The organism is Nostoc sp., from assembly GCF_036919615.1.
In the GTDB taxonomy this organism is placed as follows: domain Bacteria; phylum Cyanobacteriota; class Cyanobacteriia; order Cyanobacteriales; family Nostocaceae; genus Nostoc.
On sequence record NZ_JBALCN010000100.1, the window covers coordinates 1 to 13,231 of the forward strand.

Annotated in this window: 11 protein-coding genes; 2 read left to right on the top strand and 9 right to left on the bottom strand. The window is 40.3% G+C overall.

Annotated elements, in window-relative coordinates:
• Positions 1-36 precede the first annotated feature (36 nt).
• Positions 37-894, bottom strand: a complete 858-nt coding sequence (locus V7K48_RS30855; RefSeq protein WP_442949495.1) for an alkaline phosphatase D family protein — start codon at positions 892-894, stop codon at positions 37-39.
• Entirely contained in the window at positions 884-1,099 is a 216-nt protein-coding gene (locus V7K48_RS35265) for a hypothetical protein (RefSeq protein WP_442949496.1), read from the bottom strand. The genes V7K48_RS30855 and V7K48_RS35265 overlap by 11 nt, the downstream gene beginning before the upstream one ends.
• Positions 1,100-1,692: 593 nt before the next feature.
• Here V7K48_RS35265 and V7K48_RS30860 point away from each other — a divergent pair.
• Positions 1,693-3,066 (top strand): sensor histidine kinase, encoded by a 1,374-nt coding sequence (locus V7K48_RS30860; protein ID WP_442949498.1) that lies wholly within the window; start codon positions 1,693-1,695, stop codon positions 3,064-3,066.
• Between the two features lie 114 nt (positions 3,067-3,180).
• Here the strand turns inward: V7K48_RS30860 and V7K48_RS30865 are convergent, their stop codons facing one another.
• From V7K48_RS30865 to V7K48_RS30895, 7 genes are all read right to left on the bottom strand, one after another.
• A complete protein-coding gene (locus V7K48_RS30865; RefSeq protein ID WP_335078501.1) occupies positions 3,181-4,284 on the bottom strand; it encodes an AI-2E family transporter in 1,104 nt (367 codons plus the stop codon).
• Positions 4,285-5,181: 897 nt separating this feature from the next.
• Positions 5,182-5,976, bottom strand: a complete 795-nt coding sequence (locus tag V7K48_RS30870) for a Tab2/Atab2 family RNA-binding protein (RefSeq protein WP_335078503.1) — start codon at positions 5,974-5,976, stop codon at positions 5,182-5,184.
• A gap of 352 nt (positions 5,977-6,328) precedes the next feature.
• Complete coding sequence (locus V7K48_RS30875; RefSeq protein WP_335078505.1) at positions 6,329-6,598, bottom strand: YciI family protein; 270 nt, start codon at positions 6,596-6,598, stop codon at positions 6,329-6,331.
• Positions 6,599-6,613: 15 nt separating this feature from the next.
• Positions 6,614-7,009 (bottom strand): hypothetical protein, encoded by a 396-nt coding sequence (locus V7K48_RS30880; protein WP_335078507.1) that lies wholly within the window; start codon positions 7,007-7,009, stop codon positions 6,614-6,616.
• A gap of 192 nt (positions 7,010-7,201) precedes the next feature.
• On the bottom strand, positions 7,202-9,664 hold the full coding sequence (pheT, locus tag V7K48_RS30885; protein ID WP_335078509.1) for a phenylalanine--tRNA ligase subunit beta: 2,463 nt from the start codon (positions 9,662-9,664) through the stop codon (positions 7,202-7,204).
• A gap of 375 nt (positions 9,665-10,039) precedes the next feature.
• Positions 10,040-10,306, bottom strand: coding sequence for a hypothetical protein (locus tag V7K48_RS30890; RefSeq protein ID WP_335078511.1), 267 nt, complete (start codon positions 10,304-10,306; stop codon positions 10,040-10,042).
• 47 nt (positions 10,307-10,353) lie between these two features.
• Positions 10,354-11,760 carry a response regulator gene (locus V7K48_RS30895; protein WP_335078513.1) on the bottom strand — a complete coding sequence of 469 codons (1,407 nt, stop codon included), beginning with the start codon at positions 11,758-11,760 and terminating at the stop codon, positions 10,354-10,356.
• A gap of 748 nt (positions 11,761-12,508) precedes the next feature.
• Between V7K48_RS30895 and V7K48_RS30900 the strand changes: the two genes are divergently transcribed.
• Positions 12,509-13,183, top strand: a complete 675-nt coding sequence (locus V7K48_RS30900) for a vWA domain-containing protein (RefSeq protein ID WP_334974220.1) — start codon at positions 12,509-12,511, stop codon at positions 13,181-13,183.
• The last annotated feature ends 48 nt before the right edge of the window (positions 13,184-13,231 follow it).

The following is a 13,231-nucleotide window of genomic DNA, read 5'->3' on the forward strand; positions in this document are numbered from 1 at the left end:
TTGAATACCCCATTTTCACTCCTTACCTGTTTGAATTCACCTGTTCGTGTCGATTCTACTTGTTCGCCTAAAAGATATCAAATGGGTTCTATAAGCATCAATTTTCACTCCTCCAAAGAATTGCAAACCTTCACTTGGAGGTCGATTTGCTTTCGTCCCTGGAGGAAGGCTTTGAAATATCAATTGCGGGCCAAAGGTATTTTCCAATTGGTTAGGGCCAAATGTGCCAGAGTTAAGAGGCCCGGCGACAAACTCCCAAAAAGGCTTGAAGTCTGTAAACTGCGCTTTGGCGGGGTTGTAATAGTGGGCTGCTGCATAATGTACATCAGCAGTTAACCAAACAACATTCTGGATATTCTTGTTTTTGATAAATCGTAGTAAATCGGCGAGTTCTAGTTCTCTTCCTAAAGCCGGTCCGTCTCCGTTAGCCCAAGCTTCAAAGTCTGTGGTACCATCTCTAACTATCAGTCCCAAAGGCATATCACTAGCAATCACTTTCCATGTTGCTTTTGATAACAGCAATTGCCTTTTTAACCATTGTATTTGTGTTGTGCCCGCAAATGCTGTGTCTTTACTTAGTACTGGCTGATTATTAGGGCTATTTGGCCCCCGATAGGTGCGCTCATCCATCATGAAAATATCTAATAATGGGCCATGCTTGAAGGAGCGATAAATTTTCGCTTTGTCTGGCTCATTGGTTGTATATCCAATAGGCAGATATTCCAAAAATGCTTGCCTTGCTCTTTGGGATAGCAAGTTAACATCCTTAACTGTATAACGGTCATCGTTCAGGATAATTTGCCCAGGATACCAATTGTTCCTTGTTTCGTGGTCGTCCCACTGTGCCAATATCGGAACTTCGGCGTTGAAACGCTTGATGTTTTCATCCAGCAAATTGTAAATATAGTTGCCACGATATTCCGCTTGCTACCCCATAAGGTATAGCAGGACGCATTTTATCTGAGGTGATAATAGCAGGTGCTTGGGCAAAAACTTGAGATTTTGATAAAAAATTTGTGGCAATAATTCCACCTGCTGTGATAGTTGAACGGAGCAAAAACTGGCGGCGGTTTAGCTTCAATGAGTGATTAGATTCCATGCTAAATAATGGCAAGCTGAAGAAGGATTACAGGATAAGTGTTTAGCACATTCTGTTATCGCAACAATTAAAGATTGAGTTATCTAAGGGTTAATAAAATCTCTATAATTATTTTGTAATTTTAATTAATATAATTTAATTACCATCTGAGCTTTACCTCTGATTAAACTCTGCTTAAACTCATGACCTCAAAACAATTAAGTATTTGATAACTTATTTCCTTGAAAAAAGTTAAAGTTTAATCTTTGTTTTGAGCACAGCTAATATAGTTTATAGTAACCCATTAAAAACAATAAATAATTGATTCAAAATCATACTTCATTCTTTATTTGCTGCTCGCTCAGAGTTTTTTTATTCTATGTTTAAAACATGATCGTGAAGAAGCGATGTCTAACGACAAGCCGCTAAACGTCTACGCAGTCAGAAAAGCATTGAATTCGCTGAAGTACTCTATATTCCCACATCTATACTGTGAACTTTCGGTAACAATCTGGGAAAGATAAGTTTGTAACAATTGATGAACTTTGAAATTATAGAGACAGGTATTCATGATGTTACCAGAAATATTACCTCAGCAGTCAAGCCTTGAGAGTATGCTAACTATGGGTGGCATAACAAAGGCTAATGAGTTGAACTTGCGATTAGAGTCAACTTTGCAAGAATTACCCTTTTGGCAAGTTCACATCGAAGTAGAGCGTCCAGGCAATGATTTAGCTATGCTTTTTAAACAAGAGCCTTTATTGCCAGGAATTATCCTCAATAATAATCAACAATATGTGGGGATGATTTCGCGGCGGAAATTTTTTGAGCATATGAGCCAGACCTATAGTTTGGCACTATTTGCTATAAGACCGATTAAAATTCTTTACAAGTTTTTCCAGCCAGATATATTAACATTTTCTGAGGATACGCGCATTATAAATGCCACTCAGGCAACTTTGCAACAACCACCTGAAATTGCTTATGAGCCGATTTTAGTTAAAACTACGTCTGGAAAATATAAGCTCGTTGATTTTCATCAATTACTCTTAGCCTACTCCCAAATTCATGTCTTAACACTTGTTGAACTACAACAGGTAGAGGAGCAATCTAGAGTCGCTAAAGCAGGCTTTCGTGATCTTCAACAGAACTATACGCGATTAATCCAGAATGAAAAAATGGCTGCCTTAGGACAACTTGTTGCTGGTATTGCACACGAAATCAATAACCCTGTCAACTTTATTGCTGGGAACCTTGTCCACGCCATCGAATATAGTCAAAATCTACTTAATCTTATTAGATTGTACCAACAATGTTATCCCGAACCAAAAGCTGAAATTAAAACTGCGATCGCACAAATTGAACTGGATTTTTTAACTGTGGATCTCCCCTGTCTTCTCACCTCTATGGAGGTTGGCACTAAGCGAATCGAGCAAATCATTCTTTCCTTACGAAATTTTTCTCGTCTCGATGAATCTGAGAAAAAATTAGTTGATATCCATGAAGGTATTGATAGCACCCTGGTAATTTTACAAAGTCGTCTCCAAAATCATCAAATCGGTGAAAGCATAAATATAATTAAAGAATACAGTGATTTTCCTAAAGTTGAGTGCTATGCTGGATTACTCAATCAGGTATTTATGAATATTTTGGCGAATGCTATTGATGCTATAGAAGAGTCATTAGTCATTAGTCATCCGTCATTGGTAAGGGATAAAGGAAAAATTTGCATTCGGACTAATCTCACTGATGACAAGCAAGTAATTATTCGCATTTCCGATAATGGCCCAGGAGTTCCAGAGAGTTTACAAAAGCGATTGTTCGATCCCTTTTTCACCACTAAACCCGTTGGGAAAGGAACTGGATTAGGTCTATCTATCAGCTATCAAATTGTTGTGGAAAAACACGGCGGTCAGTTGCAATGCATATCGACTTTTGGCGAAGGGACTGAGTTTATTATTAAAATTCCAGTTCAACTTAATTCTTAACAAGTTCAGAAAAAAAGCTGTAAAATTTTAGTGAAAAAACAAGCAATAAGTCAAGGATAGACATTTTTATAAATAGTCAACTTTGTCAGTTTTCCTTCACTTATAGATTGAATTTTAACTATAAGTTCCTGCTCTCTCAGTAATGACTTTTACAGGTTCTGACACGATATCATCTAGCTTTTTAAACTCTCCAGCCCGCCAGCTATCTGTTATATCCTTGATAAAACTGGCAATAGGGATCGCAATTAACAAACCTAGCACTCCTCCCAACTTTGCCCCCAACAACAAAGAAATCACCACCCACACAGGATTTAAGCCAGTCAAATTACCAAGAATTCGAGGTGCAACAAAATTAGAATTAACTTGGTCGATCGCAACAGCTACACCTAAGACTTCAACTCCTAGCCAAAAGTTTTGCAACGCCACCAACAAACTTACTATGGCGATACCTACCCCTGTACCAAAGGGGAAGAGAGAAAACAAACCAATACCGATGCCAAAAAGTAGAGCCAAGGGAACTTGCAGCGTCAAAAACGCCAGTGTAATTGTCACCCCTAACACAGCCCCCAATGTTGCTTGACCAATGAAGTAATTGTGAAAATCCTCTCGCAGTAATTCCCGTACTTTTGACCCAATGTTAGGGGAAAACCACTGAAAAATTCCGTCCCAAAGACGTTCGCCGTTCAATATTAGGTAAATAGTTAGCACTACTGCCAGCAGCACGTTGAGGACAATACCAATGGTATCGACAGCAAAACCGAGAATTCTACCAGTGAAGGACTGAAGTTGGTTAGATAATCGGTCGAGAACTTGGGTAAATAAACCACTTAAATTAATCGGAAGCTGTTGTTGACTTAACGCCCAATCCTGGAAAGCTTGCAGCTGCTGAGTCCCAGAATCAATCCAACTGGGCAAAATATTAGCTAGCTCGTTGATCTGTTGGATAATCAGGGGAACCAAAGTGATGCCTAAACCCACTAAAACCACCACAGTCAAAAGTAACACTCCTGCGATCGCTAGGTTGCGTTTTACCCCTTGTTCCTGGAGAAACTGGATTGGATAGTTCAATACAAAAGCCAGTAGGATGGCGGCAGCAATAATGCTGACCAAGGGTTGAAAATACTGCACAACCTGGAGCAATAGCCAACCATTAAGAATGGCAATAGGAAATGCCAATCCTATAGTTAACCATCGCGGCAATTTGTTTGTTGATTGCATTAGTGGTGACTCCACAAAATCTTTAAGTTTATTTTGGCTTTTGGCTACTTGACTCATAAAAAAGCATATCGCTATCTAAAAGATAGGGCTATCAGTGAGCAAACTATAGAATTTAAATTATCTAGTTAGGTAAACTGAGAATCAAACTCTTTTTGTATAGGGTGCATGTAGTAGTGCAATGGCGTACCCGCCCACTGTAGGCGATCGCACTGCCTTCTATTATATTGACCTGACACACCTAATCCCATACCTGCCAAAATAGCAATGACAAAAAACCCATAGCCCAGACTAGCACCGCAAAGCAGAAGTCAAAAGTCAAGGCTTCGCTCAGCCTTGACCCTGAGCGCAGTCGTAAAGCCTGCGGCATAGCTTCTCTACCAGAGGCTGCGCCAACGCTTAAGGTGCAGCCTCTGGTAGAGAAGGGTCAAAAGTCAAAAGTATTATGGAATGGGTTTTTTAGGGATTTTAAATGGTTGCTCTATTTACGCCGTGGCGTACTCGATTAATGGACTTGCGCGTGCGAGAATTGTTAGTTAAGTTCTATTTGAGCTCCATTACAGTTAGTTGGGCGCTGCTGTAAGGTGATAGAACATGGAAGCTTCAGGGGAGTCTAAACCAAAACCGCGTGTCGGTTGTTTGAGTGTAGGTATTGAGAAGGAACCTTAGTGAAACTGCGATCGCCACCGGAAAGGGCGGATACGCTATCGCACGTGCGGAATGCAGGTTACTATACTGAATCCAAATTATCAGAGAACTGTTGAGGAACTGCGTAAGTTAGCCTCGTAGTTTTTTAAAGAGATATTTTTTGTAAAGATAAGTAAGCATACGTAATATATTAAATTTGTCTATTTTTTTAGCTATAGAAATCAAGCGGACAAATATTTTTGGCAATCAATATCAATCTTCTGTCCGTAATAACCAAAAGCCGCTAAAAGTCATCCCGGAATCATCTGGTTGCACTAACAAAAAATGCAATCCTCGGCTTTGCTGTTTGCGTTGTTCAAATGCTTGGGCTGCTGTTGTAACTTCTGGATCTTCAAAAGTGGCAACAATCCACCTATCCACCAAGCCAGCTTCTAATATTAAGCCATCCGGTGCGCCAGATATGTAGTTCAATGCTACAGAACAGGCTTGCTGCAACCACCGTGCTAGGTGCATTGATTGCCGTCCACCATAAATTACCACCCCAGGAACAGGGACTGTTGACGCTAAACCCAAATTGATCGGTTTGAGAAATTCTGGGATGTGCAAAATGGGAATGGGGCGATCGCTAAATCTGGTTTCTACATCACTAGCAGCTAGAGTCGCAAAACGCCATTGTTCTCCCCAGAGGTTTTCTGGTAATGGGGCTGGAGGTGGTTTATCCAGCACTGAGGGATATTGCTTTTCTTCTAACCACTGCTTCAGTGCCAAAGTGTGGCGGGTAGGTTCGATATTTATACTTAAATTGCGTCCCGCCGCCTCAATTAAACTCAGAGACTGAGGACGAAACACCTGAATCGCATCTGGCAATTTTTCACCAGCGGCCAATTCAAGTTGAGCAGCAACCCAATTAGAATTTGCTGCTGATTGGAGACAGGTGGCTTCATACTTAAAGCTGCGAGTTGCGTCACAAATCAACAACTCCCATAAAATTTGTCCAGATGCATCTTGTAAGGGACGACGATAAAAATCAGCCTGCCAAATTTTCATACGCTGGGAGTGGGGAGTGGGGGAAAAGTAGCAAAGCAGAGCGAGCAAGGGGGCAAAGAAGTGGAGTTCAAAGACTCATCGGCGAGTATAAAAGACTCATTCACGAGTATAAAAGACTCGTCAGCGAGTATAAAAGACTCATCGGCGAGTGTAAAAGACTCGTCAGCAAGTATCAAAGACTCATTCACGAGTATCAAAGACTCATTCACGAGTATCAAAGACTCGTTCACGAGTATCAAAGACTCGTCGGCGAGTATCAAAGACTCGTAAGCGAGTATAAAAGACTCGTAAGCGAGTATAAAAGACTCATTCACGAGTATCAAAGACTCATCCCCCATGCCCAATGCCCAATTCAAAAAGCCTGAATCCACTCTTTGACAGAATATTCAGTCCAAATGCCATTTTTCCAGTAGGGGTCATTTTCAATCAACTGGTGCACGGTGGTTTCATCTTCAGCTTCGTAAATTCCAAAAACTTTCGTAACATCTTTGGTGGGGCCAATAGTAATCAGCACACCGGATTCTTTCTGTTTTGCTAATCCGTCTAAATGAGCTTGACGGTGGGGGGCACGTTTTTCGATAACATCTTCGCAGTAACTTCCCCAGACTACATATTTAGGCATAATTCCTTGTTACTCCTACTGGTTAATAAGATATTGCTCTGCCAAGAGCTTGAGTCGATCTCCTTCTAAAATGAGATTGTCAATTGCTTCTTTGATTTCAAGGTATAGCTGACAAGAGAATTTCTTTTCTCGTTCAATTGCACGTCGAGTTTCTGCCCTCAACCTTCCAGCCCACTTGTATTTCCCAAAAATGTCCAAGCCAACCGACACAACACTATCTATACCAGATTGACTTGCTTCCTGATTAATATTACGTATATTTCCATTAACCTCCTTTTTGATCGCTCTAAGTTGCTTTTGTAATAGAGAAATTTGCTTAACCTGGAGTTTGACTGATTTAGGACTATCAAGTGTGAGAGACATCTGTGATTGCGTCTGCTGAATTTGTTGAGTTATTTCCAGCGTGTTCATAATCTGCCCCGATCTAGAGTTGAAAATTTTTGGCTAGTCTTTACAGAAGAATTTGAGGCAGAGCCTCAAGTAGAGTATTCCCAGGTTGAACCTGGGAACTAGACCAAAAAACTCCTAACTCCTGTACAGACGCGATTAATCGCGTCCCTACTCCTAACTCCTGTACAGACGCGATTAATCACGTCTCTACTCCTAACTTCTCAGGTTGACGCCGAATTTTTCCACCAAGGCTTCACGGACTTTATTGTGTACTGGTTCAACTTCAGCCTCAGTAAGAGTGCGATCGCTAGCTCGATAAACTAAGCGAAATGCTAAACTTCGCTGTCCTTCGCTGACATTTTCGCCCCGATATTCATCAAATAATTCCACCGATTCAAGTAAATCTTTACCTGCTTTGGTAATTACTTTTTGAATTTCGGCAACTGAGATTTTCATGGGTGCGAAAAAGGCGATATCGCGATCGCTAGCTGGATAGGTAGAATAGGGCTGGAATGTTGGAACGAGCATTTCATCTTGTTGTAGAGAATCTAAAAGCACATCTAGATCCAACTGGAAAACGTAAACGGAATCTGGTAAGCCTTTTTCTCGTCGCAATTGGGGATGGAGTTGCCCAAAAATACCTAGCCTGTTACCCCGAATCCACAGGGAAGCGGTGCGTCCTGGATGTAAGCGATCGTCCTGGCGATCGGGTTGAAATTCGATTTGCAAGGCAAGTTGCCAAAATACACTTTCTAAAATGCCTTTGGCTTCAAACCAGGTGATGGGTTGTTCGCGTCCACTTTTTGACCATTTGCCAACAGAAATATCGCCTCCTACAATCCCCCCAAGGGCTTCTGTTTCTTGCAAACCGTCTTCTTCTCGCCAGAAAACTTGCCCGATTTCAAAGCCGTTAAGGGCACCATTACCCTGCTCTAAATTGTATTGAAAGGCATCAATTAACCCAGATATCAAATCGGTTCGCAGCGCTGAATATTCGACAAATAAAGGGTTTGACAGGACTATCTTTCTGTCTTCTCCTGGTTTTACTAAAGAATAGTGGATTAATTCTGTCAACCCTTCAGCCCGCAGGAAAGCTCGTAACTTGCGAATCAGTTCCTGATCTAAAGGCAGATAACCAGCTTCCGCTTTTTCTGGTAGGGTATCACAAAATTTGTTGTAGCCATAGAGACGGGCAATTTCTTCAATTAAATCTATTTCCCGCTCTAAGTCGCGGTAACGATAGGGTGGGACAGAAACTGACCATGTAGGTTGATGCGTACTATCTTCTCTTGGGACATCGTCTAAAGGAGTCAACTGACATCCCAATGCAGTCAAGATGCGCTCAACATCTTGTTTTTGGAGTTCTCCTGTGTCCTCTCCCAATTCGATTGGCCCCAGTATCTGATTAACTCGGTCTAAACGCAGTGCGATGGAACGACGCCAGGTAGAGGGTTCAGGGCGGGTGTCGGCAATTTCTTGGTGGACAAGAATTCCACTAGCTAATTCGCTAATTAAGGATAAGGCGCGGCGATTAGCTACTTCTAACTCAGCCCGGTTAACTCCCCGTTCATATCTCCCAGAAGCCTCACTTCTTAACCCTGCACTCCGAGAAGAACGGCGAATTGCCACAGAATCAAATAAAGCTGCTTCTAAAACTAAACTTTGAGTCCCTTCATAAACTTCCGTTTCTCCACCGCCCATGACTCCCGCCAATGCAACGGGTTTTTCGTTAGCAGTAATTAACAAATTTTGGGTTGATAGGGTGCGAGTTTGTCCATCCAGGGTTTTGAGGGATTCTCCAGCAGTGGCAAAGCGAACGCCAATTGTTAAATTTTTGTCACCTGCAAAAGATTGTAGGCGTTCGCAGTCAAAGGCGTGCAGTGGTTGTCCCCATTCCAACAAAACATAGTTAGTAATATCCACGACATTACTTATGGGACGTACCCCAGCAGCCCGTAAACGCTGTTGCAACCATTCGGGAGATAGAGCAATTTTGACCTGTTCAATTACCGTACCAATGTATGCAGGACAAGCTTGGGTGTCGGCGATTTTTAAAGCTAAGTTTTCTGTACTTTTGTTAATAGATACTTCACCAGGTTCAGGAATGCTCAACTTTCCACCCGTCAAAGCTGCTACTTCCCTTGCCACACCTACCATACTCAGAGCATCAGCGCGATTTGCAGTTGCGGTGAGGTCTAAAATTACATCATTTAGACCCAACAACGGACGCACATCACTACCCAATGGTAAATTTTCTTGGGTAAAAATATGAATTCCGTCAACATCAGTGGGCAAACCGAGTTCCTTTAAAGAACAAATCATGCCCTGAGATGCGACACCACGCAGTTTTGCAGGTTTAATTTTTAAATCGATGTTGGGTAAGTAAGTACCTGTAGTTGCCACTGGCACATAGATATCTGCCTTGACATTGGCAGCACCACAGACAATATTTAAAATCTCATCTGCACCGATATCGACTTGGCAAACACTCAATTTATCAGCGTTGGGATGGGGTTGACGCTCAAGCACTTTCCCGATAACCACGCCATTTGCCCAAGTGCGGCGGTCTTCAATCTCTTCTACCTCAAACCCTGCCATTGTCAGGGTTTCGGCTAATTCTTCTGGACTAAGTTTTATCTCTACTAGTTCGCGCAGCCAATTTAGAGAAATACGCATGGAGTGTGATTATTTTAGGAATCGTCTTTTGTTCTCATTTTAGGGTGCTTACTAGCGATCGATGGCTACTCGTCCCGTAAGGCTTACCCTTTCACTTGAACAATCCTACTACGTTAGACTGGCGGAACAATATCACTTTTTTATCTTTATCTTTACATCTTTTGCGATCGCCTGAGATTTTAATCTCTAACTTGAGTGCAGGGTTAAGTAGCGTAGACCTAGTATTGAAACAATGTTATGGGAAGATGCTGACTGGAATTCTTAAAATCGTTATCTGTGGCTATTATTTTGTAATTTCCCCAAACGGCTGTAGAACAAATGAGGAAATCTGTGTTTGTACCTTGAATACCATTGCTTTGGCAAGTGTTATAAAACTCAGAACCAACGTTTATAGTCTTCCATATTTAACTCCAGATTGGGAAATGCATGGAGATAATTTTTTAGCCGATTGTATTGGTTAGCGTCACGAATCCCTGAGAGTATCTTTTGCCGGACAGCACCCAGCAAAGCAACTTGGCGATCATTACTCATCCCATCTTTGGCATTATAAGCTTTAATTACCGTGTGTCCACTGTCTCTTAAAAAACTATTGATTAACTCCAACTGAGAAGGAGCATCTTCAACAACTAAAACTGTAGCCACATTAATTTATCCTCACTAACTCAAAGTCGTTAGATTTTGTGGCTGATTTAAGTCAAATGCATAAAGACTATTTTTAGTAATTCGGCACGAGTAAATGGTTTGGTGAGATATCCAGATGCTCCTACCAGTTTCGCTTTTACTTTATCTACAATTCCTTTACTCCCAGTGACAAAAATGATGGGAGTATTCTTAAAAATTGAATTATTTCGTATAATCCGACACAACTCGTAACCATCGATTCCTACCATGTTTAAATCCAGCAAAATTAAGTCCGGTTTGTGCCTTATAATTGACAAAACAGCTTTTAGTGGATCGTTGATAGTGACTACAGAAAAATTTTCATCTTCTAAGAAATAGCTAATTTCTTTGAGAATTGTAGGGCTATCATCTACAGAAACAATTTTGTGGACTTTTTGTGCCGTTACAGTAGCAGCCGTTACTCTTTGGGAAGCAAGATTTATGTTATTTGATATTGTTGGTTCCTGAAAGTTTTCTTTAGGAGGAGTAAAAATCTGTGGTAATCGTTCAACAGGAACTATATTCTCTTCAGAAATATCTAGGTAAAAGTTGACGGTGCTACTTGGTTTTTCTTTGGTATCAACTAATTCTGTAATTAATTTTGAGAAAAGCGTAGGCGTAGCCCGTTGTAAACATCGCTCTTCAAATATCTTTGGTAATTTATCAAATGGTGGATCAGGTTCGTGCAAAATAATCCCGCCCTTAACTACGTAAGGGTATAAATTGCGAGCCAGTTGGATTTCATCTTGATTCAAAATTGCAGCTAGATGACACAGGCTGAAACCCTTCATCCAATTAATTAAATCTGGCTGGAGATTTGGTAAATCTTTTTCCTCAAGTTTGCTATTAATCAACAGATATGGACGTTGATATGGAGAAGAAATTTGGGGAACAAAAGCCTGCCAATTCTGTAATCTTACTTGGCAAGATTCGAGAATTTTTTCTACATCTAGCCTGCAAATTTTTGTCATTTTATTAAGTGGCTCTGTTAATTCATAAGTACCTTCTTTAATTAGTAAAAATGATTCAACCACCTCTTTAACTAATTCTTGAATCAGCACTCCTGCTTGTGTAGAATGTAGATGTTGTTGACTAACAAGCCAGGATATAGCCTGATACTCAGGAGGGTGGCTTCTTGAATTGCTATCATGTTTGATTAACTGACTGTGTGAGTCAGGTTCAAACATCAGACGTAATTGAACATGAACCTCACTGGTAAGTAGTGGAATTTGGTGGCTAAGGCGACGCAAATGACGTTCTAATCGATCAAAGGGTTCCACTGAATGGGTAGCATAGGTTATTTTGCCCTGTTCTAAGTAAATTGACCAAGAAACTGAGTTACTCAATGCTTGTAAACAAGTACTGTCGGAACAATTGGATAACTGTCTTAACAAACTTAAAGGACGTAGTTTGGTGAATGCACCTGAATTATTCATATTTTTCAACTTTTTTTGCGGAATTAACAACTGAACATTTGTAGATTGAAAATATCAGCTATGAAGTATTCTCTTCTTTGTAAGATTTCTCTACGTACAAATTATTTCTTTTAAAATCTGTATAGATATTATTAAAAATTATAATTTTTTTAATCTATTTGTTAAATTTTGTACGTTTTACATCTGAAAAAACAAATAGGTGGGTATGAATAAAGGTAAATACTTATCATAGCTCGATTATCAATAGATGTTGGTTACTTCTGGGCTTTACTCACTATTGACAATTCTTGCCTGAAGACCTTAATAATCACGTTTATTTATGCCCACTCACTTAAGGAGGCAAATTTGATTCAAAGTTCCCACAGTTACACTGCTATACTTCTAAAACTAACAATCTTAATTATGGTTAATCACTTTCCTATAAAGGAACAATTTTCCTACATAAAATCTTTAAAAAATTATCTAGGAAAGTTTACGTATTTATTGTACTGTAGGTTTAAGGGATATAAATTTTTGGTAGATACATTAAAACAGGTAATACTAGGTTTTGATAAACTCCTTTTTGCTAAACTAAGCTGTACTCAAGTTATTATTAAATATATAGTGAACTTCATGAAAATAATTTGTTTAATAAAGATTAGAGCATCTACCACTAGATACTATAGCCTGTAGACGCCTCGGTGACTGAAATTATATACTCAGAGAAAAAGGAAATAAGGCATTGGACTTTAACATAACACAAAAAGTTATGCATGATACATTAAGACTTGATGAAGTAGTAGAATTTGCTGAGAACCCAGAACCACGTTGTCCTTGTGTGCTCTTGCTAGACACCTCTGGCTCAATGCAAGGAGATCCGATTGAGGCTTTAAATCAGGGTTTACTAAGTTTAAAGGATGAATTAGTCAAAAATACCTTAGCTGCAAGACGGGTGGAAGTGGCGATCATAACTTTTGATAGTAATATCAATGTAGTACAAGACTTTGTGACTGCCGATCAATTCAATCCGCCCATTTTGACAGCACAGGGCTTGACTACGATGGGTGCAGGAATTCATAAAGCTTTAGACATAATTCAAGAGCGTAAATCTCAGTATCGTGCCAATGGTATTGCTTACTATCGTCCTTGGGTATTCATGATTACCGATGGAGAACCGCAAGGCGAGTTAGATCATGTGGTAGAGCAAGCAGCCCAGCGCTTACAGGGAGATGAGGCAAGTAAGCGTGTAGCATTTTTTACAGTGGGTGTAGAAAATGCGAATATGACGCGTTTAAATCAAATAACTGTGCGTACCCCCTTGAAGCTCAAAGGATTAAATTTTATCGAGATGTTTGTCTGGCTGTCAACTAGTATGTCAGCTGTTTCCCATTCGCAGGTGGACGAACAGGTAGCACTACCGCCGATTGGTTGGGGGACTGTTTAATTAAAGATCACAGCTTGATGTTTACACAGCTAGCTGTTAGAAAAAAAT

What these genes read in the sequence shown, in the direction of transcription:
- V7K48_RS35265 (WP_442949496.1), bottom strand. Translation starts at nt 1,099, where the DNA reads ATGGAATCTAATCACTCATTGAAGCTAAACCGCCGCCAGTTTTTGCTC.
- V7K48_RS30895 (WP_335078513.1), bottom strand. Translation starts at nt 11,760, where the DNA reads ATGAATAATTCAGGTGCATTCACCAAACTACGTCCTTTAAGTTTGTTA.
- V7K48_RS30860 (WP_442949498.1), top strand. Translation starts at nt 1,693, where the DNA reads ATGCTAACTATGGGTGGCATAACAAAGGCTAATGAGTTGAACTTGCGA.
- V7K48_RS30880 (WP_335078507.1), bottom strand. Translation starts at nt 7,009, where the DNA reads ATGAACACGCTGGAAATAACTCAACAAATTCAGCAGACGCAATCACAG.
- pheT (WP_335078509.1), bottom strand. Translation starts at nt 9,664, where the DNA reads ATGCGTATTTCTCTAAATTGGCTGCGCGAACTAGTAGAGATAAAACTT.
- V7K48_RS30875 (WP_335078505.1), bottom strand. Translation starts at nt 6,598, where the DNA reads ATGCCTAAATATGTAGTCTGGGGAAGTTACTGCGAAGATGTTATCGAA.
- V7K48_RS30870 (WP_335078503.1), bottom strand. Translation starts at nt 5,976, where the DNA reads ATGAAAATTTGGCAGGCTGATTTTTATCGTCGTCCCTTACAAGATGCA.
- V7K48_RS30900 (WP_334974220.1), top strand. Translation starts at nt 12,509, where the DNA reads ATGCATGATACATTAAGACTTGATGAAGTAGTAGAATTTGCTGAGAAC.
- V7K48_RS30865 (WP_335078501.1), bottom strand. Translation starts at nt 4,284, where the DNA reads ATGCAATCAACAAACAAATTGCCGCGATGGTTAACTATAGGATTGGCA.